The organism is Streptomyces sp. NBC_01439, assembly GCF_036227605.1.
Taxonomy (GTDB): Bacteria; Actinomycetota; Actinomycetes; order Streptomycetales; family Streptomycetaceae; genus Streptomyces.
Genome location: NZ_CP109487.1, coordinates 8,151,131 through 8,176,125, shown reverse-complemented (window position 1 = coordinate 8,176,125; position 24,995 = coordinate 8,151,131). Strand labels below are relative to the sequence as shown.

20 protein-coding genes and 2 pseudogenes are annotated in these 24,995 nt (G+C 71.1%); 9 read left to right on the top strand and 13 right to left on the bottom strand.

Annotated features, from left to right (window positions below; all coding sequences use genetic code 11):
• Positions 1-66: 66 nt before the first annotated feature.
• Positions 67-2,943 (top strand): AfsR/SARP family transcriptional regulator, encoded by a 2,877-nt coding sequence (locus OG207_RS37200; RefSeq protein ID WP_329105042.1) that lies wholly within the window; start codon positions 67-69, stop codon positions 2,941-2,943.
• Between the two features lie 210 nt (positions 2,944-3,153).
• Here OG207_RS37200 and OG207_RS44160 read toward each other — a convergent pair.
• Positions 3,154-3,287: pseudogene (locus OG207_RS44160) on the bottom strand (IS5/IS1182 family transposase); the annotation flags it as partial.
• A gap of 210 nt (positions 3,288-3,497) precedes the next feature.
• On the opposite strand from OG207_RS44160, the gene OG207_RS37190 reads away from it, so the two are divergent.
• Positions 3,498-3,713: a hypothetical protein gene (locus tag OG207_RS37190; RefSeq protein WP_329105038.1), complete on the top strand. Its 216-nt coding sequence runs from the start codon at positions 3,498-3,500 to the stop codon at positions 3,711-3,713.
• A 151-nt stretch (positions 3,714-3,864) separates the two neighbouring features.
• Here OG207_RS37190 and OG207_RS37185 read toward each other — a convergent pair whose 3' ends face one another.
• A complete protein-coding gene (locus tag OG207_RS37185; protein ID WP_329105036.1) occupies positions 3,865-6,750 on the bottom strand; it encodes an AAA family ATPase in 2,886 nt (961 codons plus the stop codon).
• A 995-nt stretch (positions 6,751-7,745) separates the two neighbouring features.
• Complete coding sequence (locus tag OG207_RS37180) at positions 7,746-8,603, bottom strand: alpha/beta fold hydrolase (protein ID WP_329105034.1); 858 nt, start codon at positions 8,601-8,603, stop codon at positions 7,746-7,748.
• A 61-nt stretch (positions 8,604-8,664) separates the two neighbouring features.
• Between OG207_RS37180 and OG207_RS37175 the strand changes: the two genes are divergently transcribed.
• Both OG207_RS37175 and OG207_RS44155 read left to right on the top strand, forming a co-directional pair.
• Positions 8,665-9,255 carry a TetR/AcrR family transcriptional regulator gene (locus OG207_RS37175; protein WP_329105032.1) on the top strand — a complete coding sequence of 197 codons (591 nt, stop codon included), beginning with the start codon at positions 8,665-8,667 and terminating at the stop codon, positions 9,253-9,255.
• Between the two features lie 85 nt (positions 9,256-9,340).
• Positions 9,341-9,475: pseudogene (locus OG207_RS44155) on the top strand (IS5/IS1182 family transposase); the annotation flags it as partial.
• A 116-nt stretch (positions 9,476-9,591) separates the two neighbouring features.
• On the opposite strand, the gene tpg reads toward OG207_RS44155, so the two are convergent.
• A complete protein-coding gene (gene tpg, locus OG207_RS37170; protein ID WP_329105030.1) occupies positions 9,592-10,146 on the bottom strand; it encodes a telomere-protecting terminal protein Tpg in 555 nt (184 codons plus the stop codon).
• A 351-nt stretch (positions 10,147-10,497) separates the two neighbouring features.
• Between tpg and OG207_RS37165 the strand changes: the two genes are divergently transcribed.
• From OG207_RS37165 to OG207_RS37155, 3 genes are read left to right on the top strand one after another with little or no spacing between them, the layout of a single operon-like run.
• Positions 10,498-11,754 (top strand): lycopene cyclase family protein, encoded by a 1,257-nt coding sequence (locus OG207_RS37165; protein WP_329105028.1) that lies wholly within the window; start codon positions 10,498-10,500, stop codon positions 11,752-11,754.
• 9 nt (positions 11,755-11,763) lie between these two features.
• A complete protein-coding gene (locus OG207_RS37160; RefSeq protein ID WP_329105026.1) occupies positions 11,764-12,474 on the top strand; it encodes a class I SAM-dependent methyltransferase in 711 nt (236 codons plus the stop codon).
• Positions 12,471-14,036, top strand: a complete 1,566-nt coding sequence (locus OG207_RS37155) for an FAD-dependent oxidoreductase (protein WP_329105024.1) — start codon at positions 12,471-12,473, stop codon at positions 14,034-14,036. The genes OG207_RS37160 and OG207_RS37155 overlap by 4 nt, the downstream gene beginning before the upstream one ends.
• A gap of 35 nt (positions 14,037-14,071) precedes the next feature.
• Here OG207_RS37155 and OG207_RS37150 read toward each other — a convergent pair whose 3' ends face one another.
• The 7 genes from OG207_RS37150 to OG207_RS44150 all read right to left on the bottom strand — a co-directional run bounded on the left by OG207_RS37150 (position 14,072) and on the right by OG207_RS44150 (position 21,036).
• Positions 14,072-15,064, bottom strand: coding sequence for a DUF5914 domain-containing protein (locus tag OG207_RS37150; protein ID WP_329105022.1), 993 nt, complete (start codon positions 15,062-15,064; stop codon positions 14,072-14,074).
• Complete coding sequence (locus tag OG207_RS37145) at positions 15,061-16,029, bottom strand: phytoene/squalene synthase family protein (RefSeq protein ID WP_329105019.1); 969 nt, start codon at positions 16,027-16,029, stop codon at positions 15,061-15,063. Before OG207_RS37145 ends, OG207_RS37150 begins: the two co-directional genes overlap by 4 nt.
• Positions 16,026-17,564, bottom strand: a complete 1,539-nt coding sequence (gene crtI, locus OG207_RS37140) for a phytoene desaturase family protein (RefSeq protein WP_329105017.1) — start codon at positions 17,562-17,564, stop codon at positions 16,026-16,028. The genes OG207_RS37145 and crtI overlap by 4 nt, the downstream gene beginning before the upstream one ends.
• Positions 17,564-18,718 (bottom strand): polyprenyl synthetase family protein, encoded by a 1,155-nt coding sequence (locus OG207_RS37135; protein WP_329105015.1) that lies wholly within the window; start codon positions 18,716-18,718, stop codon positions 17,564-17,566. Before OG207_RS37135 ends, crtI begins: the two co-directional genes overlap by 1 nt.
• A 601-nt stretch (positions 18,719-19,319) precedes the next feature.
• The gene (locus OG207_RS37130; RefSeq protein WP_329105013.1) at positions 19,320-19,736 is read right to left on the bottom strand and encodes an ATP-dependent DNA ligase; all 417 of its coding nucleotides are present in this window, start codon (positions 19,734-19,736) and stop codon (positions 19,320-19,322) included.
• Positions 19,737-19,820: 84 nt separating this feature from the next.
• Positions 19,821-20,318 carry a YfbM family protein gene (locus OG207_RS37125; protein WP_329105011.1) on the bottom strand — a complete coding sequence of 166 codons (498 nt, stop codon included), beginning with the start codon at positions 20,316-20,318 and terminating at the stop codon, positions 19,821-19,823.
• Positions 20,319-20,757: 439 nt separating this feature from the next.
• A complete protein-coding gene (locus tag OG207_RS44150; RefSeq protein WP_402697538.1) occupies positions 20,758-21,036 on the bottom strand; it encodes a DUF1589 domain-containing protein in 279 nt (92 codons plus the stop codon).
• Between the two features lie 152 nt (positions 21,037-21,188).
• Between OG207_RS44150 and OG207_RS37120 the strand changes: the two genes are divergently transcribed.
• A complete protein-coding gene (locus OG207_RS37120; RefSeq protein WP_329105009.1) occupies positions 21,189-22,148 on the top strand; it encodes a trypsin-like serine peptidase in 960 nt (319 codons plus the stop codon).
• Between the two features lie 63 nt (positions 22,149-22,211).
• Positions 22,212-22,430 carry a hypothetical protein gene (locus OG207_RS37115; RefSeq protein WP_033227042.1) on the top strand — a complete coding sequence of 73 codons (219 nt, stop codon included), beginning with the start codon at positions 22,212-22,214 and terminating at the stop codon, positions 22,428-22,430.
• 536 nt (positions 22,431-22,966) lie between these two features.
• On the opposite strand, the gene OG207_RS37110 is transcribed toward OG207_RS37115, so the two are convergent.
• Both OG207_RS37110 and OG207_RS37105 read right to left on the bottom strand, forming a co-directional pair.
• Positions 22,967-24,424: a GMC family oxidoreductase gene (locus OG207_RS37110; protein ID WP_329108148.1), complete on the bottom strand. Its 1,458-nt coding sequence runs from the start codon at positions 24,422-24,424 to the stop codon at positions 22,967-22,969.
• A 190-nt stretch (positions 24,425-24,614) separates the two neighbouring features.
• Positions 24,615-24,806, bottom strand: a complete 192-nt coding sequence (locus OG207_RS37105; RefSeq protein ID WP_329105007.1) for a hypothetical protein — start codon at positions 24,804-24,806, stop codon at positions 24,615-24,617.
• Positions 24,807-24,995: the final 189 nt, after the last annotated feature.

Sequence of the window (24,995 nt, the reverse complement as noted above, 5' to 3'; positions counted from 1 at the left end):
CGTTCAGCAGGTGACCACCATCGGATCCTCGGCCCGAGCCGTGGACGGGAACGGTGGAACAGCACTATGGGCGGGCTACGGATCGCGGTACTCGGGCCGCTCCGGGCATGGCGGGGTCAACGTGAGCTGGAGACGGGATCTGCGCAGCAGCGTGCCGTCCTGGCCGCGCTGGCGCTAAGGCGCGGCCGCGTCGCCTCTTCGGCCGAACTGGTCCAGGACGTCTGGGGGGCGCATCCCCCGGCCAGCGCTCCCGCCGCCCTGCGCAACCACGTCTCGCGGCTGCGGACCGCGCTGGAGACCGGATCCGGCGCACCGGAGGTACTGGTCTCCCGGGCAGGGGGCTACGCGCTGAGGCTGAACGCCCGGGCGTTGGACGTCGCCGAGGCCGAAGAGCTGGGCGCCGAGGCGGAGGCTGCCAGGGCACGGGGCGATCTGGCGTCTGCCACCCGCCTGCTGAGCCGGGCGGAGGGCTTGTGGGACGGTGCCCCGCTGACGGGGGTCCCCGGTGAGTACGCGGAGCGGCATCGCGACCGCCTTTCGGAATACCGGCTGGTCCTGACCGAGACCCGGCTGGAACTGGAGCTCCACCTCGGACTGCATGCCCGGGCCGTCACCGAGCTGACCGCGCTGGCGGACGAGCACCCGCTGCGCGAGGGCCTGCGTGCGCTGCAGATGGTGGCGCTGTACCGATGCGACCGGCAGGGTGAGGCGCTGGCCGCGTTCGCGGCGGCCAGGAGGCTACTGGCCGAGGAACTGGGAGTCGACCCCGGACCCGCTCTGGCCGGGTTGCACCAGCGCATCCTCGAAGCCGATCCCGCCCTGTCGGCACCGTCGTCATTGCCGTCGCCGCCGGAGGCGGCGTCCCCGCCGGCCGGCGAGCGGACGGGCGAGCAGGCCGGATCCGGCGGACAGACGCGTCCGGCCTGGCCGCGGCCTGCTCAGCTCCCCCCGGACACGCCCGACTTCACCGGTCGCGAGGAGGAGGTGGCAAGCGTAAGCGCCGCCCTCGTCGGCGGAGCTCCGGGGCGGGGCACTGCGCCCGTCGTCTGCATGATCCACGGCATGGGCGGTGTGGGGAAGACCGCCCTGGCCGTTCACGCCGCCCACGCCGTGCGTGATCGTTTCCCCGGCGGCCAGCTCTATGCCGATCTGCGGGGAGCCGGACGGGAGGCCGTGGATCCGTACGATGTCCAGGAGCTGTTCCTCCGGGCGCTGGGCGTCGCGCCGGGAAGCGTTCCGCGTGACCGCGACGAGCGCACCGCGCTGTACCGTTCCTGGCTGGCCGATCGGCGCCTGCTCCTGCTGCTGGACAACGCGGCCGACACGCGCCAGGTGGACGCTCTGCTGCCGGGCACGTCCGGGTCCGCCGTTCTGGTCACCAGCCGGAATCCGCTGATCTTCCTGCCCGCGGCCGGCCGCACCGTGCTGGAGCCGCTCAGCGAGCGGGACGCACGCAGCCTGCTGGAGCGGATAGTGGGTGCCGACCGGTGCCGTCGGGAGCCGCAGGCGACACAGGACCTGGTGCACGCGTGCGGCACGCTCCCCCTGGCCGTGCGCATCGTCGGCACCCGCTTGGCGGCGCGGCCTCGCTGGTCCTTGTCGTTCGTGGCGTCCCGGCTCGGCGACCCCGGGCAGCGGCTCAGCGAGCTGGAGAGCGGAGACCTGGCCGTCGAGCACGTCTTCCGGCTGGGCTACTCGGCGCTGGACGCCGACCAGGCACGGGCCTTCCGGTTGTTGGCGATTCCCGAGATCACCGATGTGTCGTCGGCCGTCGCCGCGGCGGTCCTGCAGTGTGAGCCGCGCGCGGCCGAGGCCGTCCTGGACGACCTGGCCCATGTCGGGCTGCTGGAACCGGGTGACCCCGGCCGCTACCGCTACCACGATCTCCTACGGCTGTTCGCCCGCCACCGGACACTGGAGAGCGACGACTCGGAGGTCCGGCGTGAGGCCCTGAGTCGGACCGCCGGCTTCCACCTCTCCGGCATGGCGGCCGCGCTGCGGGCGGAGTGGCCCCACAGCCGGCTGCCCGCCGCGGCCGACCGGCAGGACCTGCCGGGCGGTCCGGTTCTCCCGGACGCGTCCCACGCACAGCAGTGGGTGATCAACGAGCTCGGGGCCATGCTCGCCGTCGCCGGCCAGATCATCGACCACCCCCACCGGCCGGTCGGCGCACAGGACACCCGGACCTTGGCTAGTCTGCTGGTGCTGCTCATGCCGTACACCGACCTGTGTCTGCCGTGGAATGTGCTGGAGGGCCAGGCCCGCAAGTTGCTGGACGCCGCCTCGCGGCACGGTGAGAGCATGGCCGAGGTCTTCTGCTGTGTCGTCGCGGCCATCGCCTGCGCTCGCACCGGGCGGCACGAAGAGGCACGGGAGCTGGCCCTCCGCGCCCTTGAGACCCCGGGTCCGCCACAGCAGTTGCTGGCCCACCGCCTGGTGCACGTCATGGGGATGGTGGCCGCGGTGCGGCCGGGCGGCCTGGAGGAGGCGATCACGCACTTCCGCCGCGGGCAGGCCATGTCCCGCCGGATCGGGGAGTTCGGTGTGGCCGCCCAGTGCGAGTTCGGACTTGTGCGGGCGTACCTGGCAGACGACCGGCCCAAGGAGGCGCTCGAGGCCGCCCGGGACGCTCTGGCGAGCTGCCTCGAGGCCGAGAGTCCCGCCTGTGCGGCGCTCGCCCGTCGCGCTCTGGGTGAGGCATTGGCCGCACTGGGACGGCACGGCGAGGCCATGGCGGAGTACCACGAGGCTCTCGAGTTGTGCGAGGCCGGCGGGATGCGGACCCAGCACGCCCACACATTGCTGTCCTGCGCCTCGGCGCTGACGGACGCCAGCCGGCTGGAAGAGGCCCGTCCGTTCGCGCGGCAGGCGCTGGCCGCGCTGGCGGAACTCGGTGACGGCGCGGGTGAGCAGCGGGCTCGGGCCATTCTCGACCACACCTGAGCGGTGCCCCGGCTGGCGGGCGGTTCGGCCGGTTCACCGGGCGTGGGGCCGACGGGGCGGGCGTCGGCCGAGGCGACGCGGGTGGCCGGCCGAGGCGACGCCGGTGGCAGGAGCGGGCGCCGTTGCCGCATACGTGTGCCACGGAGCCGGCGGTGGGGAGGCCCAGACCTCCATGCCCTCCGCGGGGATGCGGTCCTGGACGGAACGGCGGCTGTGCATGGTGGCTACTGCCTGGAGGGCGTGCTGGAGGTCGTCGCCCTTCTGACGGCAGCCGCGGAGGATCTTCCCGATCTTCATGTGGGCGAAGGCGTACTCGACGCGGACCGCACCCGCCGGTGTTCGGCGCGGGCCCGGACCGGGGCCGGGCGACAGGCGTGCGGGAATGCGGGAGGGACCGAGGGTCCTCGGGGTGGGCACCGTGGGGTCAGTGAGCCGTTACCGCACACCTTCGTCCCGTACCGGGAACTTCGGTTGTCGCGGTGCTCCCGTCTCTGTTGATGTTGAACAGCCGCGCCGGAATCCCTGCGCAGCCCCATGAAGGATCAGGAGACATCGTGAATTCACAGAACGATCAGCTCGTCGTTGTTCCCGCCCCGCAGACGCGCGGCCTCTCGACCCCGGCACGCATCGGGATCATGCTGGCCTGCGGTGGCCTCGCCCTTCTGGGCAGCGTTGCCGTCGCGACGGCGCAGGAGGACGGCAAGGTCGCGGACGAGCGGAACTCCGGCGGGGTCACGACCCTCGCGCAGGGCTGGAAGGGGCGCTACTGATCCGGGACGCCTGACCCTGACCGTCGGGGCGCCGCTGCCGGACTCGCTCCGGGGCCCGTTCGGGGCCGGGTGACGGGCTTGCCCGCGACGTAGGTCCTATTCGTCGACGCCGCCCCGCAAGAACTGACCTTGCGGGGCGGACATTACGGCGTCACGGACCGCACGACGCCGCAGCCAGCGCGTGCGCAAGCCCAGAGCGGCCGTCGATGGCGAGCTTGCCGTAGGAACTGGTGAGGTGCGCCTCGACGGTGCGCAGACCTACGTACAGCCGCTGGGCGATTTCGCGGTTGGTCATGCCCTGGACAGCGAGTTCCGTGACCCTCCGCTCCGTGGGTGTCAGGGCGGCCGCCCCCTGGAAGGTCCGTGTGCGCGGGCGGTCCCCGACCGCCCGCAGCTCCGCGAGCGCCAGATCGGTCACCGGCGTCGCACCACACTCGTGGGCGACGCTGGCGGCCTCCTGCAGGCAGGCGCGGGCCTCGGGCAGCCGCCCGGCCTTCCGGGCCAGAACGCCGAAGTCGGCGAGGGCCTGGGCGAACCGTACCCGCGCCGGTGTACCTCGCAGGGTTTCCACGGCCTCGCGAAGCAGTTCCAGCCCCTCCGGTCCGCCGGTGACGAGGCCCATGGCGCGCAGGGCCGTGCCCACCGTCTCCGGCGTCCCCCAGCCGTGGGCGAGCGCCAGCTCCGCTTCGGCCAGCGCTCGGGCCGCATCGCCCTGCCGCAGCTCCGTGTGGACCAGTGCCGCCTCGGAGCGCCAGGGGTGGAAGCCCGGGCCGGAGGTACCGCGGGCGCCGGCCCGTTCCCCGCACAGCAGGAAGTCGGCGAGGGCCTTGTCCAGCCTGCCCTGGGCGACCCGCAGTCGTCCGCGGACCATGAGGACGTAGTCGTTGACCCAGTTGGAGTTCAGTTCGCCCGCGAGATCGGCGCGTTGGAGCAGCTCCTCGGCCTCGTCGGGCCTGCCCTGTCTGACCAGGGACTCCATCAGGGTCGCCGTGGCGAATACGGCGAAGCTGTGGGACGGGCCGATGCCGATCCCCTGCAGTTGCGCCAGGGCCGAGAGGGCGTCGGCCTGACTGTCCAGCAGGCGTCCGAGCCCGCACAGCATGCTCGCCCGCACACCGATCGCCTGGACGTGTCCGAGGACCGAAGCACGTTCCCGGGCCTGACCGACGGCGGCTTCGGCGTACTCCAGCGCGAGTTCCGTCTCCCCGGCCGCCCGCAGGGAAATGACCGCGTCGTAGTAGACGACGGACGCGTCGGACATCGGGTCGGCGCCTCGTTCCAAGGCCGTGCGAGCCAGGCTCACGGCTTCGCCCGCGCGGCCGGCCATGGCTTCGCGCAGACTCAGCAGGGCAGCCAGGGGTCGGCGGACGCCGGTGTCCGGAGCGTCGTCGACGTCCAGCTCCTTGAGGCGCCGCACGGCGTCCGGGGCCGAAGCGGCGTTGGTCAGGGCGATGTGGATGAGGTCGATCTCCAGGCGCATGGCGTCGGCCGGGTCGGCCTCCCTGAGGGACTCACAGGTGGTGCGCAGGACCTGGAGGGCGTCCGGGTATCGGTCCAGGGCCAGCAACGCGCCGGCCAGTCCGCGGGCCACGACCGCGCGTTCGCCCGGGTCCTGGCACAGTTCGAGGCTGCGTTCGAAGCTGCCGACGGCCACCGGAACGTCGAAGGCGAGTTCGAGCCGGCCCAGGAGGGCGAGGAGCCTCGCGCGCGATTCCTCCTGCGCGTCCTCCCGCAGGGCGCGCCGTACGTACGTCGCGGCCCGGGCGAGGTCACCCTGCTCGTAGGCCCGTTCGGCGGCCCGGGCCAGGACTTCGGGTGCCCATCGCTCACCCAGCGCGCCGGGCAGGAGGTGGGCGGCCACCCGCTCGGCCGGCGCACCGTCGGCGTGGAGGGAGCGAGCCGCTCTGACATGGAGTTCCATCCGCCGGCTCGGCAGCACGGTGGTGGACACGGCCACGGCCAGGGACTCACACACGAGGGAGACCTCGGATCCGGTCTGGGTTGCGCACCCGGCCCGTACCAGTCCGTGAACGGCGTCCGCGACCTGTGACACGGACAACCCCACAGTCGCGGCCAGCAGATCGGTGCTCGGGGAGCCGCCGAGTACCGCCACGGCCGCTGCGGTCGTCGCCGCGTGCGCGGCGAGCGGCTCCATGCGGGCGAGCAGCGCGGGGCCCAGGTCGGCCGGCACGTACTCGGCGATCGGTGCGGTCAGGCCTGCGTCGGCCGGGCGGCGGGCCCTGATACCGCGCAGGACGGCGCGCAGCAGGAGGGGGATGCCGGCGCTCGCCTCGCGGCAGGCGGCGGTGAAGGCGGTGGGCGGGACGTGCCCCAGGATCTCCTCGGCCAGCGAGTCGACCGCGTCCTGGGCGAGGCCGCCCAGTGTCAACTGGTGCCGGAACAGGGGAAGGACGGCCGCGAGCGAGTCCGTGTTGGGGTGTGTCCCCTCCTCGGCGAGCGCCGCGAGGACGACCACGGGGAGCTCGCCTCCTCGGCACAGCAGGTAGCGGAGCCAGCGCAGCGAGGCGGGGTCGGCGCGCTGGAGATCGTCGATGATCACCACCAGGCGCTTGTGGCCGGCGAGTCGGGCCACCTGCCGGTAGAGCTCGCCGAGGGCTGCCATCTCCTGGCCGGCCGTTCGGGCTGCCAGCGCTTCCGGTGGCATCGTCCAGGGCGCGGAGTACGGGTCGCTGTGCGCGGCGAGGTTGGTGCGGGGGGTGTCGGGCGAGTCGGGTGCGACGGGCGGGACGGGAGCATCGACAGCGGCCATGTGCTCGAAGAGCTGGCGAACCATGCCGAAGGGCAGATCCCGTTCGAGGGGGTCGACCCATGCCGACACCACGTGGAGGCCCGGATCCCGGCGGGCCCGGGCCAGGACGGTGCGCAGCAGTGACGTCTTGCCGCTGCCCCATCCGCCGCGGAGGAGCACGGGGACGCAGCCGCCGCCCGAGGCGGTGAGCAATCGCGCGAGCGCGTCCAACTCGTCATCGCGGCCGTGCAGCACCGCCGGGGTTGCTACTTCGTGGAGATCAATCACTGTCGGGCTCGTCTTCATGTCACGCCGGGGCTGTCTCAAGGGCGGCCCCGGCCTGTGCGGGCGGGGCCGTGTTGCGGAACCGGCGCGGCGATCGGCCAAGGGGGGCTGCCCCGCGATGCCGGCGGAGAGGACCGTGCCACGCACGGTCCCACGATCGTCTACGCGCGTCACCGGCGTGTAAGTTCCACGTCATCGCGAGTGCGCCGCCTTCGTCGGTCATCGCCCCGCCTGGCCCTGCCCGCACCCTGCCGGTGCGCTCGGCCGACAGGGTGGACGCGGGCAGCGTGTCCATGGACAGGAGGGAGCAATCAGCCGATCAGAGCACCTCTGTCGGTGACGAAACCCAGGCTTCCGGGGCGGGCGTCGGCGCGCGGCGCCGCATGGACCGGGGCGTGGCCGGCATCGGCGTGTGGAATGGGCCACGGCGCGGTGGCTGCCGCCGACCGGGGCGGCGACCGACGGCGTGTGACGGCAGCCGGCGTCCTGCCTGCGGTCGACAGCGCCACGGGGGGGGCCGGGAACGGCCCGTCCAAGGGGGGGCCCAGCAGTGGCTATTGCACCCCTGTCCCGGGTCGGGCCCGTCGTTGACACGCGGGAGGGGCTGTGAGCCGCACCCGGACAGGTGCTCGTGGTCCGGGTGAGCCGAAGCACAGTAGTTGTCACCGGCAGAGCCAGTTGAGCTGGTGAACGAGGCCGGGCGAAGCAGGCTGCTTGTCACCAGTGAGGCACGCGGCTTGTCACAAGTGCTCGTTTGGCAGCCTTCCTGTCACCAGTAGCAAAGATCGCAAGCCGCGGGCTGTCTGGGGCGATGGACAGTCTGGTGGGGGCTGATGGGGACGGGGCGTCCGGCTCGGTCCAGGACCTCGTACACGAGCTGGCGCTGTCGGGTGATCCGATGCGTCACTTCACCCGGTGCCAAGCGGAACGGACCCGGCCTGCAGCTTCGACCTTGGCGAGGGCGGTAGTGGCTGTCGGATCCGCCTGCCACCCCACGCTCAGGAGATGTGTCGGACCGGCTCTGCTCCGGTTTGGAGCAGGAAGTCGGTGAGTACTTGGGCGAGTTGTTCGGGCTGGTCCTCGGGTATGAGGGTGGATGAGTCGGCGATCTCGATCAGCCGGCCCTGCGGGTACAGCTCGGCCAGCCGGGGGCCATGCTCACGCGGCATCAATCGGTCCTCGGTCGCCCAGACGACCAGTACCGGGCGGTCGAAGTCACGCAGTCGCTCACTCCAGGCGAGCAAGGTCTTGCGTTCGGGTGCCCCGGTGGCGAATTTGGCGAAGTCCCTGCGGATGGCCCTGCTGCGGGTGGCGGGAGCGAACCAGTCGTCCATGATCTCGTCGGGGACCCCACGCAGGCTCATCCCGCCGTATCCGCCCCGGCTGTGACGGAAGGCGGGAACGCGCATGAGCCGCGTCAAGAGCCAGACGCCGCCGGGAACCCTGCACACCTGCGCCATGGCCTTGGCCGGCCCTGGGGGAAAATTGTCGAAGGCCTCGCAGGCCACCAGCACCAGGCGCGCGATGTGCTGGTCCTGCCCTTCCGACACCAGGAACTGGCCCCCGCCCCAGTCATTGAGTACGAGGGTCACCTGGCTCAGACCGAGCCCCTCGATGAACTCGCCCAGGAGCCGGGCGACACCGCGCTGGGACAGGTCGGCATCCGGGTTCATCGGCTGACGGTGACCACCCAGAGGCAGCGTGGGCAGGACGCAGCGGTATCCGTCCAGCAGCGGGACCACCTTGCGCCACTGGGTCTCGTTCATCGGTAGACCGTGGCCGAACACCAGCACAGGCCCCTCACTGCCGGTGTCCTGGTAGTCGATCGGTCCGGACGACAACTCAATTCTCGGCATCCCAACTCCTGGTTGATAGATCGTTCTACTGTAATCTTGGAGGGGAAAGGGAAGGTAGGCAATGGGACAGACGGACACGCGAGCCAGGATCCAGGGTGCCGCCACAGTGCTGTTCCGCCGACATGGCTACTCAGCCACCGGCCTGAAGCGGATCGCGGCAGAGGCGGACGCACCTTTCGGCTCGATCTACCACTTCTTCCCTGGCGGCAAGCAGCAACTGGCCGAGGACATGATCCGCACGTCCGGAACCGAGTACGGCCGAATGGTCCTGGCTCTGCTGGACAGCGTGCCGGACCCGGCGGAGTCCCTCGTGCACGCATTCGAAGCAGCCGCGGACGACCTCGCAGCGGCCGACTATGCCGACGCGTGCCCGATCGGGACGGTGGCCTTGGAGGTCGCGAGCAGCAATGAGGTGTTGCGGGTCGCGACGGCGGAGGTTTTCGAGGAGTGGGTCGGCGCGGCGACACGGTGGTTCGGCCGCTGGGTGGCCGAACCGAAGACGGCGCAGTCCCTCGCGCACTCGATGGTCATGATGCTCGAGGGGGCTTTCATGCTCAGCCGGGCTGCCCGTGATCCGGAACCGCTGCGGGTGGCCGGCCGATCGATGGCCAAGTTGTTGTGCACAGCCATCACTCAGCCCGGCGAGGAATGATCTCGAACAACGAGAAAGACAGCCTGTGCATGAGCGGCGCACAGGTTCACGGCCAGCGCCACGCGCCAGAGGACCGCTGCACCGCCGCAAGGGCGTTGCCGCCCCCGTCCAGGCGGGCAAGCGCTGGGGGGCGGAGCGCACACGCGCGTGGATGAGCGACTACGGCACTACGAGCCGCTGCCGCTGGGATGGCCGCCCCACCACCCGACGACTCAAGTGATCCATGCGCCGGTCGGTCAACATCACACCGGTCGGTGACAACAAGCCTGCCTTGGTGACAACTACCGTGCTTCGGCTCACCGGGTGCGCGCACGGGCGTGCCGCGGCGGGTGGGGTTCAGAAGGAGACGTCGAAGTAGTCGATGTCGGTGAACTCGACCCGGAGCTGGTCGGCCCGGGTTCCGCCGTCCTTGAAGTAGATCTCCTGCAGGCCCTCGGCGACGATCGCGCGCAGGTCGCGGTCGTCGGCGCCCTGGGCGCGGGCGTCGAAGAGACGCTGGGCGTAGGCGGGCGGGAGGTGGACGGTGAGGCGGCGGACCCGGCCGTCGTCGGTGGTGCCGACGGGGGCGGTGTAGCCGAACCGGGCGCGGGTCTCGACGGTGATGCCGGTGGTGGCGGCGGCCTGCTTGCGGCGCCGGTCGCGGACCACGGGCTGCCAGCGGGCGCGTACGGCCGTGTCGATGCGGGCGGCGACGGCCTTGGGCGGGGTCTTGCGGTCGCCCTTGCGGTAGCGCTCGACCGAGCGCTGGCTGACGCCGAGTTCGGCGGCGACCGCGCGGGTGGTCTTGAGCTGCTTGAGCAGGAAGTTGATCCGGCCCTTCAGGGTCTTGGGCGGGTCTTTGGTGAAGGCCTCCTGGTCGGCGCGGAGGATGGCGTCCTCGATCTCTCCCACAGCGGTTCAGCTCCTGACAGGTGTCCGTGTCGTACACGGTGAGCGGTCTGTCAGCCGTGGCCTCCGGTCGCGGAGGCCACGGCTCGGTGCTATTCGCCGTCGTCGAGGACGGCGTCGCCGCCCTTGATGTGGCGGGCCGGGTTGAGGCCCTTCTCCATCAGGTCCACCGCCCACGCCATCTCCTGAACCCCTTCCAGCTTCGCCAGACCCGGGGTCGGGCCCAGGCGAACCCCCCCATCAACGGCTTGCCCGACGCCGCGTTCCTCCCCATTTTGCCTACCTCGAAGGTGGCTCGTGTCGCCGCGCCCCCCGGAATTCGCGTCTGCCTGGCGCTTTACTGCATCCACCGGCATGGACCGCGCGGAAAGGCCATGGACAAGGGGCGGGAGGCGATGGGTGCCCTGGGATGCAGATGTGGCTGTGATCGGGGCGGGAGCAGCAGGGCTGAGCCTGGCGTTGGATCTTGTCCAAACCTCCCCCGGGGGCAGGGCAGCACCCACGGTGATCGTGGTGGAGGCTCCGCCGGGACCGCTGCGCTCGCCCGCCCGGACGTGGTGCTATTGGGAAGCGGGTTCCGGCCCGTACGACAGTCTGCTGTCGGGCAGTTGGGACCGGCTGCGCGTGTACGGCCCGGACGGTGCGGTGATCGACCGGTCGCTGGGACCGTTGCGGTACAAGATGCTGAGGTCGGACCGGTTCGAGGCGGCCATGACCGACCGACTCGGCATGTTCGGGGTGGGCCTGCGGCGGATGAGCGTGGAGTCGGCGTGCGACGACGACGCCGGGGCCGTGGTCCACGGTCACGACGCGTGGGGGGTGCCTTCGGTGCTCCGCTCCGGGCTGGTCTTCGACTCACGACCACCGCGGCGTCTGCCTGCGGCCCGGACCACCCTGCTGCAGCACTTCCGGGGGTGGTTCGTGCGCACGGCCGTTCCCGCCTTCGACCCCGGTGTGGCGACCCTGATGGACTTCCGCCTGCCTCAGCCTGCATGCGGGCCTGCGTTCGGTTACGTGCTGCCGCTCGGCCGGCATGAAGCACTGGTGGAGTACACGGAGTTCTCCCGGGACGTCTTGGACGACACGGCCTACGAGCGTGCCCTGGGGCACTACTGCACGTCAGTCCTGGGCCTGAACGACTACACCGTCGTCGAGCGCGAGCGGGGAGTGATCCCGATGTCCGACGGCCGTTTCCCTCGCAGCACCGGACGACGGGTCCATCTCATCGGAGCCGCGGGCGGGGCGACGCGGCCCTCCACGGGCTACACCTTCGCCGCGATCCAGCGCCAGAGCCGTCAGCTTGCCGCCGCGGTGCGGGCGGGGCGCTCACCCGCCCGCACTCCCCCCGTGCACGGCCCCAGGGCCCGGGCCATGGACGCCGTTCTGCTGCGCGCGCTGGACACGGGGCGCATCGACGGCGGGGCCTTTTTCGCCCATCTCTTCTCCTGCGTGCCTGCGGAGCGGGTCCTGCGGTTCATGGACGGGGCGACCTCGCCCTGGGAGGACCTCGAAATCGGACTGCGTACGCCTGTTCGCCCCATGCTGCGGTCGCTGTTGGAGCTGCCGCTGCTTCGCCGTTCCGTCCCGGCCGTAGGGCCGGGACGCCGTTGAAAGGCTGTCATGACACTGCTGCGCGACGACGCCCTGTCGGTTGCTTTCGACCATGCCGCGGCACGCTACGACCTTCTGGTGGGCGCCAGTCCGGGCTACCACGGGCATCTGCGCCGTTCGGCACGCCGCTTGGGTCTGCAGGCTGAGGGCCGCGGTGCCCGCGTGCTGGATCTCGGCTGCGGTACCGGCGCGTCGACAGCCGCCCTGCTGTCGGCCGCCGCCAGGGCTGACATCACCGGGGTGGACGCCTCGCCGGGCATGCTGGAGCGGGCCTCGGCCAAGAGCTGGCCCGGCGGGGTCCGTTTCGTCCGTGCGTCGGCCGACCAGCTGACCGAGGCTGGGGTCGGGGGCCCGTTCGACGCGGTCTTCGCGGCCTACCTTTTTCGCAACGTGCCCGATCCCGACCGAACGCTGGCCGCCGTACGCGCGGCGATGGCGCCGGGTGGGCGGATCTCGGTGCACGAGTACACCCTCAGCGGCAGGCCGGTGGACCGGTTGCTGTGGACGGCTGTGTGCCGCACGGTGATCATGTCGTTGGGGCGGGCCTGCGGGGACGCCGGATTGTATGAGCACCTGTGGCGCAGTGTGCTCTCCTTCGACACCGCCGGGGAGTTCGCCGAGCGGATGCGCGCCGCGGGGTTCGCGCACGTACGGGTGCTGCCGCTGCCGGGGTGGCAGACGGGGATCACCCACACCTTCGTCGGTCGGATCGCGGCATGAAGGCGGTCTACCCGGGCCGTGACCGACGGGCCCGGCGCGTCGATGCCCGAGGTGGGCATGCGAGTGCGCGCGTCGCAGGAGACGGCCCACGGGTGGCTGTAGTGGGCGGGGGCATTGCCGGCCTGGCCGCGGCCACGGTGCTCGCTGAGCGGGGCGTGCGCGTGACCGTGTACGAGCGGGAAAGCCAGCTCGGCGGCCGTCTGGCGGGTTGGCAGACGCGGCTGGCGGACGGTTCCGAGGTGACGATGAGCCGGGGGTTCCATGCGTTCTTCCGGCAGTACTACAACTTGCGAGCGTTGCTGGGCCGGACCGATCCGGGTCTCCATGGTCTGGTGGGGCTGGCGGACTACCCGCTGCGTCACCGCAGCGGCGGGCAGGACGGTTTTGCGCGCGTGCCGCGTACGCCTCCGCTCAGCGCGCTCGGATTCGTCGCGCAGAGCCCGTCGTTCGGCTGGCGGGATCTGGGGCGGATGGATCCGCGGGCCGCTCTGCCTCTGCTGGATGTCGGGGTTCCGGGGGTGTACGAGGCTCTGGACGATGTGAGTGCCAGCGAGTTCCTGGCCCGGATCCGCTTTCCCGAGGCGGCCCAGCACCTGGCGTTCGAGGTGTTCTCGCGGAGCTTCTTCGCCGATCCGGCAACCTTGTCGGCGGCGGAGTTGGTACTGATGTTCCACATCTACTTTCTGGGCTCCAGTGAGGGCTTGCTGTTCGACGTGCCGCGCGAGCCGTTCCCTCAGGCCCTGTGGGACCCCCTGGCCCGGTATCTGGGCGGGCTGGACGTGCAGATCCGTACGGGCACAGCCGTGAGCGGCGTCCGACCGGCCGGCGAGGAGGGGATGGATGTCGTCGCCGACGAGGCGGTGGAAAGGTACGACGCCGTGGTCCTGGCCCTGGACGCGGGCGGGCTGCGGGCAGTGGTCGGCGCCTCACCCGACTTGGTGGGCTCGGCGTGGCGCGAGCGGGTCGCCGGGCTGCGGACGGCGCCTCCGTTCCTGGTGTCGCGGCTGTGGCTGTCGCGTCCGGTTTCGGGCGAGCGGCACGGCTTTCTCGGCACCAGCGGCTTCGGTGGCCTCGACAACGTGAGCGTCCTGGACCGGTTCGAGGGCGAGGCGCATCGATGGGCGCTGCGCACGGGCGGTTCGGTGGTGGAACTGCACGCGTACGCGGTCGATCCGGCGCAGGGGCGCCGGGAGGTGGAGCAGCGTTTGGTGGGGCGGCTGCGTGAGGTGTATCCGGAGACGGCTGCCGCGGAGATCGTCGATGTGCGGCACGAGTGGCGTGAGGACTGTCCGCTGTTCACGGTCGGCGGCTACCGGGACCGGCCGGGTGTGCGCACGGGTGATGCACGTGTGGTTGTCGCGGGCGACCTGGTGCGTACAGGTCTGCCGGTCGCGCTGATGGAACGGGCGGCGACCAGCGGATTCATGGCAGCCAATGCCCTGCTGGAGGGTTGGGGCGTGGCGGGCGAGATGCTGTGGACGGTGCCGGACCGGGGCCGTTCCGCCGTGGGCCGGGCGTTGGCGGGTATTGGGGGCCGGCCTGCGCGCGTGCCCGTGCGGTGACGGGCAGGCTACGCGGCAGGTTCGGGGGCGCCGGCTCAGCCGGGGAAGCGGCCGGTGCTGCGCAGTTCCCAGCGTCGCTCGGCGTAGGCGAGGTCGTCCTGCCACAGGCGGCCTGCCGCGCGCCGCATGAGGGGGCGCAGGAGGGGGGCCGCGGTACGCGCGAAGGCGAAGCCGGTGCGTTCGGAGGTGGCGATGACCGCTTCCGTCACGCGGGTGCGGGGGCGCCCGTCGCGGCCGGTCCCCAGAGGGGTGGCGTGGGTTTCGACGACGGAGCCGCTGCCTTCGCCTTCGGTGATGGTCATGAGGACGGTGCGGGGGCCGGGAGCGGTGAACTCAGCGATCACGGGCACGACGAGGCGCCCGGCGACTTTGAAGGAGACGCGCACGGTGAGGACGTCGGTCTCGGCGCCGTCGTCGAGCACCGTGAGGTCGGTGAAGGAGTAGGGGTGGAACCACGCGCCGTGCCAGGGGTCGAGGCGGTTGGCGATGACGTCCTCGGGCTGGCAGACACCGGTGCCCGTGTAGACGGCTGTCAAAGATTTATCGGCGGCTGGCCTGGCTGGGACGGGCGTGTTGCCGAGGGGGTATTCGCCGCCCTGTTCGTCCAGCCTCACCCAGGCGAGGATGCCGTCGTCGTGGGCCGGGTAGGGGTTCCAGCCTGCGAAGGGGGCGCCGTTGAGAGTGAGTCCGTGCCAGGGGCAGACCAGGGTTCCGCAGCGGACGGGGGCTTGGGCCAGCGCGGCTCCCAGGTGCGGGCAGGCGCCCGGACCTGCGACGAGGGCGCCGTCGGCGCCGCGCCAGGCCACGATCTCCGTTCCTTCGACCGTGGCCCCGTAGCCGGTGTGCGTGCTGACGGCTGCGCTGGGGCCCAGGACGTACCAGTTGCCGCCGGTCCGGGCCTGGGCTCGCTTGAGGGCGGTATCGATCAGGGCGGGTGAGGCGTCTCGCCAAGTCGGTTGCTGCCGGTGCCAGGCCACCGGGTCGCGGCGCAGGCGGACCGGGGGGCGGCGGGGGAAGCGCGGGCTCATCGGGTCGGCTCCTGGAAGGCAGGGGCCGCGGCGGGCGCCCCGAGGCGGGCTGCCGCGATCCTGGCCAGCCCGGCAGCCGCGACGGCCGCCCTGCGGGTGAGGGGGACCGCAGAGCGGCAGTGGACGCTGGCGTACCCGTCGCGGGCGACGGCGTCGAGGATGTCGCCGTAGAGGACGAAGGCCGTGCGCACGCAGGGCCGGGAGAGGGGGTCGAGCATGTCCATGCCTGGCCGGGCATGCAGATAGAAGCGCCGGGTGAGGGCGGCGGCGGAGCGCAGGGCGCGGGTGATGCGGGGATCGGGGCGCCCGGTTTGTCTGCTCCAGAGCAGGAGTTCCCGGTCCACGCCTTCGGCGGCGAGGAGGTCGGCGGGCAGGTAGACGCGGTCGCGGTCGAGGTCCTCGCCGACATCACGGATGAAGTTGGTGAGCTGGAACGCCTCACCGAGGGCGGCGGCGTACGGGGCTGCTTCGTCTCGGGTGGTGGTGTGGCCCAGTACGGGAAGCATCTGGAGGCCGATGACGGCGGCGGAGCCGTGCATGTACCCGCGCAGTGCGTCCAGAGTGCCGTAGTCGGTGACGGTGAGGTCGCTGCGCATGGAGGCGAGGAAGTCGTCGAAGTGGCGGTGGGGGATGCGGTAGCGGTGCGCGGTGTGGGCGACCGCGGTGACGATGGGGTGGTGCGCGGGGCCGCCGTCCATCGCGGTGCGCAGGTCGTGGGAGAGGTTCTGGAGGCGGAGGGCGCGGTCGTAGGGTTCGGCGGGGGTAGCCAGGTCGTCGACGATGTCGTCGGCGAGTCGGGCGAAGGCGTAGAGGGCGTGCACGGCGGGGCGGCGTGCGGCGGGCAGCAGCCGTGTGGCGAGGAAGTACGTCTTCCCGTGTCGGGCGTTGAGCCGGCGGCAGCGTTCGAATGCCGTGCGCAGGTGGGGGTCGGTGATGGTGGCGGCGTCGAGTTCGCGTCGGGTCATGCGGGGCGGCCTTTCGTCGCTGCCCGGTGGGTGGGCGCGGTGCGGTGGCGGGCGCCGGGCAGGCCGGTGATGCGGGCGGCGGCGAGACGGCCGGAGATCAGAACGGTGGGGACGCCGACGCCCGGGGTGGTGCCGCAGCCCGCGAGGACGGCGTTGGCGGTTCCGCGCGGGAGGTTGCGGGGGCGGAAAGGGCCGGTCTGGGGGAAGGTGTGGGCGAGGGAGAAGGGGGTGCCGGCTCCGTGGCCGTGGGCGGCCCAGTCGGCGGGGGTGACGAGGACTTCGGTCTGGAGCGCGTCCTCGAAGCCGGTCAGGCCGCGGCGCTCCAGCTCGCGCAGCAGACTGTCCCGGTAGCGGGGGCCGAGGTCGTTCCACGCGGCCGCGGAGGGGCCGACAGTGGTGTTGGGGCAGGGTGCGAGTACGTAGTGGGTGTGCCGGCCCGGTGGGGCGAGGGCCGGGTCGGTGGTGGTGGGCCGGGTGATGAGGAGGGAGGGGTCGCTCATCAGAGTTCCGGTGTCGGTGAGTTCCCGGAACGTCTGTTTCCAGGCGGTGCCGAAGGAAATGGTGTGGTGGGCCAGTTCGGGCCAGGTGCGGTCGGTGCCCAGATGCAGGACGACGGCCGACGGGGAGTGCCGCAGGGCGAAGGGGCGGCGCGGGCGTGCGCCGAGCAGCCGGTAGGCGAGGGGCAGGTCGGGGGTGAGGACGACCGCGTCGCATGCGATGCGCTGCCGGTCGGTGACCACGGCGGTGATCCGCTCGCCGGTGCGCTCCAGCCGGGTGACGCTCTCGCCGTGGATGAGGGTGGCGCCCGCGTCCGCTGCGGCGGCGGCCATGGCGCTGGGAACGGCGTGCATGCCGCCCTGGGGGAAATAGACCCCGGCGATGGTGTCCATGTAGGCGATGACGGCGTAGGCGGCGAGCGCGCGGGCTGGTGGGACGCCCGCATAGAGGGCTTGGAAGGTGAAGACGCGCTGCAGCCGCTCGTCGGTGATGTACTGGCTGATCTTTGGTTGGAGCCGGCCGAACCCGCCCAGTGCGGCGAGGCGGGCCAGGTCAGGGTGCAGGAGGGAGAAGGGCGAGTCGAAGTTGGCTTCGATGAAGCGGGCCATCTGCACCTGGTAGAGGTCGTGAAGCCAGCGGCGCAGCCGGCGGTAGCCGGCCGCTTCCCTGCCTCCGGCAAAGCGTTCGATCTCAGCTTCCATGGCCTGGGCCCTGGTGTGGACGTCGAGGCTGCTGCCGTCCGCGAAGCGTGCGCGGTAGGCGGGGTGGAGAGGGTGCAGCGTCAGCCGGTCGGACATGGTCTCACCGACCGCGGCGAAGGCTTCCTCCAACAGGTGCGGCATGGTGAGCACGGTGGGGCCGGTGTCGAAGCGGTAGCCGTCACGCTCGATGAGGCCGGCCCGGCCGCCGGGGCGGGTGCCGCGTTCGACGAGGGTGACCTGTCGTCCTGCGCCGAGGAGGTGCAGGGCTGCCGACAGGCCCGCGAGTCCGGCGCCGACGACGACCACGTGGTCGGTCGGGCCGGTGATCGTCCTCATCAGGCGACGCCGCGGACGGCTGCTTCTGTCGTGATGAACCCGTCCTGCGGGAGTGAGGCGACCTGGGCCAGGAGTTCGGACAGGCGCCGGGCGGCGGGCCCGCCGAGGTTGGCGGCGGCAAAATGCCGTTCTGATGCCCGCGCCAGACGCTCGATGCGCCGTTCGACCTGTTCAGGAGCGCCGGTCGAGTGCAGGGCTTCGCGGACCGAGGCCAGAGCGAGGTCGGAGAGCGGGGCGCTCCCCCGGCATTCCCGGAGGAGGTTGACAACGGTGGTCACGCCGCTGGCGTCGGCCCGTGAGTGGGCCAGGGCAAGAAGGTAGGTCGCCTTGCCGGACCGGATGTCGTCCCCGGAAGGCTTGCCGGTGAGCGCGGGGTCGCCGAACACGCCGAGGAGGTCGTCGCGGAGCTGAAAGGCGATGCCGGCACACCGTCCGGCCGCGGTCAGCGCGCGGGTGGTGGCGTCATCGGCTCCAGCCAGTGCCGCGCCCAAGGCCAGCGGCTGTTCGACGGTGTAGCGGGCTGCCTTGAGGCTGACGGTGCGAATGGCCTGAACGGCCGAGCGGGAGGAAGTCGTCTGCCCGTGGAGGTCCAGGTACTGCCCGGCGATCATCTCCGTCCGCATGGCCCGCCAGATCTGCAGGACCTGGGTGCGCACGGGCGGGTCCAGGTCGGCTTCTGCGACAAGGTCGTCGGCCCAGGACAGGGCAAGGTCTCCGGCGAGGACCGCGGCCGACTGGGAGAACGGCGACGGACCCGGGTCCCGCGCGGGCGCGGCTTCCGGGTACTGGAGTGCGATCTGTGTGTGGAAGGAGGGCTTGCCACGCCGTACCGCCGACTGGTCCATGACGTCGTCGTGGATCAGGCCGCAGCTCTGGATGAGTTCGAGCGCGGCGGCGACCCGCAGGGCCCCAGGGGTGTGGGCGTCCGTTCCGCCGCATGCTCGCAGCGCCCACCAGAGGAAGCGGGGGCGGATCCGCGAACCGCCGTCGCAGGTGAAGGTGGCCAGCCGCTCCGCGACATCGTGGGCGAAGACAGGGTCGAGGGAACGGCTGTGGGCGACGAAGTCGGCACAGCAGCGCTTCAATTCCGAGGTGACGGCTTCGGCCACGCCCGTGTCGACGCCGGCTGCGGCAGGGCGTGGGGGCGCATGCACGGTCCGGCGATGGGGGGCCGTGAGCACAGGGTGGTCAGCCGACTTCGCGTGCATGGGCCCTCCGTGTCGTGAAGTGGTGCACGGCACCTGTTCTGCGTTCGCCTGGTGGACGGATGCGCAGCCCTCTTCGCGGCCACCGAGCCATTCGTCCCCCGAAGGACAAGCGGTTCAGACAACAGGAGCCACCGATCCACTCGAAGGGTGCACGGCGAAGGCGAGCAGGCAGCCGCTGGAACCGGAGCGGGTGCCAGAAGACGCCGCCGCGGTCGATAGCGCGATCCGCGCTGACCTCGGCCACCAGGGCAGGGTGGACCAGGGTGGTGTCGAGGACGTCGCGGCTCCCCACGTCGCGGAGAACTTCGCCCCTGTCCACGGGTGTCCGGGCGCGGCCGCGGTGAGATGTTCGGCGACCTGCCGGGCGGCGTCCGGGCGCAGCGGTACCGTGCGGCCGACCGCGCGCAGCCGGCCGTCCTGGTCGTGGCGGCCGAGGACGAGGAGGCCGGGGCGGGTAAGGGTGCCGGTGATCGCGCCGACGATCGTCTCAGTGGTGTCCCGCCTCCTGATCTTGGTCCGCCCCGGTATCCGGTCAGATAGCGGCTGGTCAGGGGCTTGACCACCAAACCCTCCACGCCCGACACGTCCGTCCAGGACTCCAGCCATTCCCGCGCCTTGGCCAGGTCCATCGTCTGCGGCAGAGCGCCCACGGGGCGGTCAGGGCGTGTTCGGAGAACAGGTTCTCCAGCAGTGCGCGCCGCTCGGCGTACGGGCGTGTGAGGAGCTCCTGGCCGTCTTGCTGCAAGAGGTCGAAGGCGACGAAGCAGGCCGGCCACCGGGCGACGAAGCCGGCGGCGCCGCGGGCTCGGATGGCGGCCCGGCGCTGCAACGCCTCGAACGACAACCGGCCGGCCTCGGTGTCCCAGACGACCAGTTCGCCGTCGAGGACCAGGCCGTGGGGCAACTGGATCAGGTTCTCCCGCCGACGCCACCAGTACGCCGCATCGATCCGCTCTCGGCTCACCGGGGAGGGCATGGCCTTACCGCTCGTCCAGGAGCTCAGGAACGCACTCGAAAGGCCGCGCGGGAAAGGAGTGACCGGCTCGGTTCAGGAGATCCAGAGGAGCATCGTGTCGCCCTCCCGTGCCGCTGCGCGCAGGTACTTCGCGAGGTCGGCCCAGTGGGCCGCGACCCAGTCCGCTTCCTCGCCGCGCTCCCAGACGATCTGTGGGTAGATGTTCGCGGCAGCCAAATCGGCCGGGGTGACACCTTCGGTCAGGGTGTCGGGAGCGTGGGCCTCCAGGGCATCCGCGGCGGCGCGTACCTGGTCCGCGGTAAGGAGCCGGGGCGGGCCGTATCCCCAGTCCTCGCCTTCCGGCCAGGGCATGTCCGCCTCTCCGAAGACCACGTCCACCGGGAAGCCGCGCCGTTTCAGCAGGAAGTCGAGGGCGTGCCATGCCTTGTCGGTCTCATGCACCCGCGCGTCGGCGGCCGCGTCGTCGCGGTCGTACAGCTCGTGCGCGTACTCGGCCGCCCAGTCGGGGTCGTGCAATGCGCGCTCGAGTTGGGCCGGGGTGAGGCGGAGGTACTGCCCGATCATGCTCATGAACCACACTGTAGGAAGAGGCACTGACAGGGCATCCGTGTCCGGCGGGGCGAACGGCACGGCAAGGCCTGCCGCCGGGTCCCGCTCCTCGCGGGTGCGTGCAACAGGTGGGGGCACAGGCTCCGATGCCGATGGAGCAAACGTCGCGGCCGGGCCATGTCGAGTAGCGCGTTGATGGTTCCTCGTCCAGCTTGCTGTCGAGGTGGAGGGATCGGCGGATGAGGGTCTCCAGGTCTACGTCCGGCCGTACGCGGGCAAGGCAGGTCTCGCTCAGGAGCCTGCGGTGTGGTCGGGCTCTCGCTGGACGTCCAAGTCGAAGACCTTGACCACCTCGGGTCGGAGAATGCCGAGCCACATTCCGCTCCTCCTCTTCTGGACACCTCGGGCCAGATGGGAGATCGCAGGGCGAGGCAGAGCCGGTCGCTTCCCCGACGATGCCTTACCCACCGGCTCCCCTTTCGTGCGTGGCTGTACCTGCCCTTCGTACACGGAGTCGATCACGGACCTCATCAGGGATATCGGAGAGCGGCTGGGCCGGCCCTGGCGAGGTGGAGGGCGCAGGTTCGTTTCTCGCCAGGGCGGCAAGCGGCGCCCATGACCGAGACTGTCCGACCGTGGCGGCTTCGCCGTTCCGGGCCCGGAGTCGCTCCGTCCGGGAGCCTTTTGGGACAACATGCGAGCGGAATCGGACACACCGGACCAGCCACCGGCGATGCACGCAGTCCCGGATGCTGCTCTGGTTGTATGCGAATACCCTTGCGAATCAAGGTAGTTGCAGCACTCACATTCTCTCTCGCGACGATCGCGGCTGGCGGCGCCGCGCAAGCATCCCCACCGGCATCCGCAAGCCCGTCTCTCCCTGGCGTCACCGTGGAGCGCTCCACCGCGAAGCCGGGCGAGGCGAAGGCGTTCTGGACTCCGGAGCGCATCCGGGAGGTCATGTCGCGCCCCGCAGACAGCGGCACTCCTCAGCCGGCCGACCTCGCCCCGCAAGCCGCCAACAAGCCGACCAGCCCGGACGTCTCCATCGCGGGCGACGCGGTCCTCCCTGCGGACGCCAACCGGCGGGCAGGCTTCGGACCGTCGGCTGTGACGGACGTATCGCGGTCCCTGACGTCTCCGGCCCCCGGACAGTGGCCGTGGCGGGCCACCGGGTTCCTGCTCTACGAACACGCCAACGGCGGGACCTACCGGTGCACGGCCTCCGTCATCAACCACAACAACAAGACGACGCTCTGGACGGCCGCACACTGCGTACACACTGGCAAGACCGGGAACGGCTACCACAAGCAGATGGTCTTCCTTCCCGGCTACGACGGCACGAACATCCCGTTTGGTGTCTGGGAGAAGGCCGCCTCCTACGTGCCCACGTCCTGGATCAAGGACACCGACGTGCGGTACTCCGACATGGCGGCGATCACTCTCAAGCCGGCCGACAACGGCGCGAAGATCCAGAACATCGTCGGCGCGTACGGCTACGAGTTCCGCAGCAACTCGCCCGAGAACTCGTTCGTCTTCGCCATCGGTTACCCGGCCAACGGCTACAACCGGCCCGACTCGGACTTCGCCGACGACAAGATGCGGTACTGCACCGGCCCCACGGTCGACGCCTCCAACTTCAACCCGCTCGACCAGCGCCTCCAGATGAACTGCGACATGGGCGGCGGAGCCTCCGGTGGCCCCATGGTCAAGAATTTCACGGGCAACGCACAGATCGTCGGCGTCAACAGCCACCGCTACACCAACAGCAGCGGCGGCTGGCTCGACAACCGGATGTTCTCGTCCGAGCACGGATCGCAGGCCGTATCCGTCTACAACGCCGTACGGTAGACAGGCCGCCGGCCGGGGCCGCCCGCACGGCCCCGGCCGGACCCGCCCGAAACGGAGACCCTCATGGCCTTAAGCAAGCGGACCCGCATCCTGGCAACCACCCTCGCCCTGGTCGCAGCTGGCATCGCCGCAGCCACCGCAATGGCCGAGCCGCCCAGCCCCTCCGTCGAGCGCCATGAGGCTCCTCCCGCCCCCGGAGACATGACGGCCCAAGACCTGGAAACCGCCTTCCGCAACGGCGACCACGGGCAGCCTGGCGGCCCCATGCGCATCACCCCCTAAGAGCTCGTAACAGGATCTTGGTGAGATGTCCTGGTTGGGCATGATCGGCGTGACGATTCGGCCGTTCGTGGTGGCGTGAACACTCGGCCGTGGATCGTGGACGACGACTTGTGGGCACTGATCGAGCCGCTGTTGCCGCCCTGGCCGACGAGGTCACCAGGGCCGCGAGCGGTGTCTGACCCGCGGCCTTTGGGGAGGAACCGTCCGAGTTTTGGCGGTAGGGGCCTTCGGGGAGGATCGTTCGACCAGTAGCGATACCCAGCGGGGTCATGTTCTGCGGTAGGCGGCCCCCAGAGGTTGCTCATGGGGTGCACGGTCGTGCCGTGCCTGCCGCGGTTCCTTATGGGCTTCCCGTTGTGGGAGAGGAGCTGTCACTCGGACGGGTGGACGCATGGCCTCACCGCCCGAAGATCGTCGCCTGTCGGCTCCAGGGGGACAGGCCTGGCGCGGGTGGCCTGTTCCTCCGGTGCCCCGCCGGCTCCGCCCCAGCGACGAGAGGACGACCGGATGGCTACCGATCGCCTCACCACCCTGCACTAGCGGCTCTTCGATGCCACGGGCGGCTCGGGCAGCGGCACCGCCCTGTCGCGGACGACGGACATGTGCGCCGTCCAGGCCGCGAGAGCGGTCCGGCGAGGTCGACGTCCGCCCATGCGGCAGGTGCCGGTGTAGTGGAAGTAGGGGCCGGTGGCCCTGCGGATGAACTCGTCCACGGATGCGCCGCTCGTCCCGGATCCCGGCACCGCTTCCTGCTTGCGCCAGTCGGCGAAGGCGCCGGCCTCCCCGATGCGGCGTGCCACTGCCAGGCCCTTGCGCATGATCTCCAGGTCACGGTCGTCGCTCAGGTAGCCGGGGTCGACGACGGGAGCGCTGGCAGGATTGGCGTCCGTCAGGCGCACGGTGCCGCTGCTGTGCGGAGCCATCGCGGAGAAGGCGATGGAGTAGCCGTTGGTGGGCGGCGGGCCCCATGCCGACGGGAGCGGTGCGGCGACGACGTAGACCTGAAGGTCCGGCCGGGCCACGGCGGGGTCGCTGTACAACAGGCCCATCATTTCGGCCGGCGGGTTGGCAGGAACGAACGGTACGGGCCGGCTGGCCTCGTACACCACTGCCGCCATCGGATGGTCCTGCAGATGGGATCCCACTCCCGGCAGGTCGGCGACGACGCCGATGCCGTGTTCGCCGAGGTGTCGTGCCGGGCCGATCCCCGACAGCATCAGGAGGTGCGCGGAACCGATGGCCCCCGCGGTCAGTATGACCTCGGTGCTCTCGACGGAGAGGTGCTCGCCACCCAGGGTGTACTCGACGCCGGTGCAGCGACCCCCGGTGATGCGCAGCCGCTGCACGGTCGCGTCCGTGACGACGTACAGGTTCGGCCGGTCGAGGAACGGACGGATGTAGGCGTCGGCCGCGCTCTGGCGGGCGCCGCCGGGCAGATTCATGTCACTCCACCCGAACCCGGTCTCCAGCCCGCCGCCGATGTCATCGGCGCGTGTGTACCCGGCCTGCACCGCGGCGTCGACGCCTGCCGTGGCCAGGGGATGGGGTTCCGGAACCGGGGCGACCACGACCGGCCCGTCCGTGCCCCGCACGGAGGCATCACGACTGCGAGTGCTCTCGCTGCGGCGGAAATGGGGCAGCAGATCATCGAAACCCCAGCCCGGAGCGCCGAGTCCGGGCCATGCGTCGTAACCGGAGCGGTGCCCCCGCAGGTGGTAGAGACCGTTGATGCTCGACGATCCGCCGAGCGCCTTACCACGCAGCACGTCAGCGGCCCTGCCCGTACCGGCCTGCACGGTCGAGGCGCCCAGCCAGAGGGATGACGGGTCGAACCCCAGGAACCCCCAAGGAGATGTCATCGCCTCGGTCGCGTCCCGGGCTCCCGCCTCCAGCAACAGCACTCGCACGTCGGGGCGTTCCGAAAGCCGGGAGGCAATCACGCACCCCGCTGTCCCCGCTCCCACAACGACATAGTCATAAGGACTCTGACCCATCATGTCTCCGCTTCCCACGGCAGCACTGTCCGACCACCGGGTTTCAGGAAAGAGCTCCTCGACGATCAAAGAGCTGATTGCTTGCATGTACTCAAGGGGCCGAGAAGTTGGAACGGTTCTCTTCAGGTCGACCCGGTGCCTCGCTCGGCCACCGCCGAGCTCGGCGCGCAGAAGGTGTGGAGGCGGCTGATCAGCAGCGGGTGGGCTCCAGGGGAGCAGGGCTCTCCGGAGGCAGGCTGCGCGCGCTGCGGATGCTGACGGACACCGAGGTGGGCCGGTGGCGAACGATCACCTTGGTCCGACGGGTCTGGGCGCGCCCGGTGCCGACGTCGGCGCCGGTACCTACGATGACGGCCGCGCGGCTGGGCTTCTCTTGTTTCACGCGTTTCTTGTCCTTGGTGTGCACCCGCCCAGAAACAGCCCGGGTTTCCCTTCTGCCTTCGAATCTTAGGAACCCCGGCACGGCACGCACTTGAACCTCCGCGACGTTCGTTCGGAACCTCAGCGCCAAACGAGTGGCGGGACAGCCGGCGTCACACAGCACGGGGTCCGGCTGCCACAGCCTTGGCCC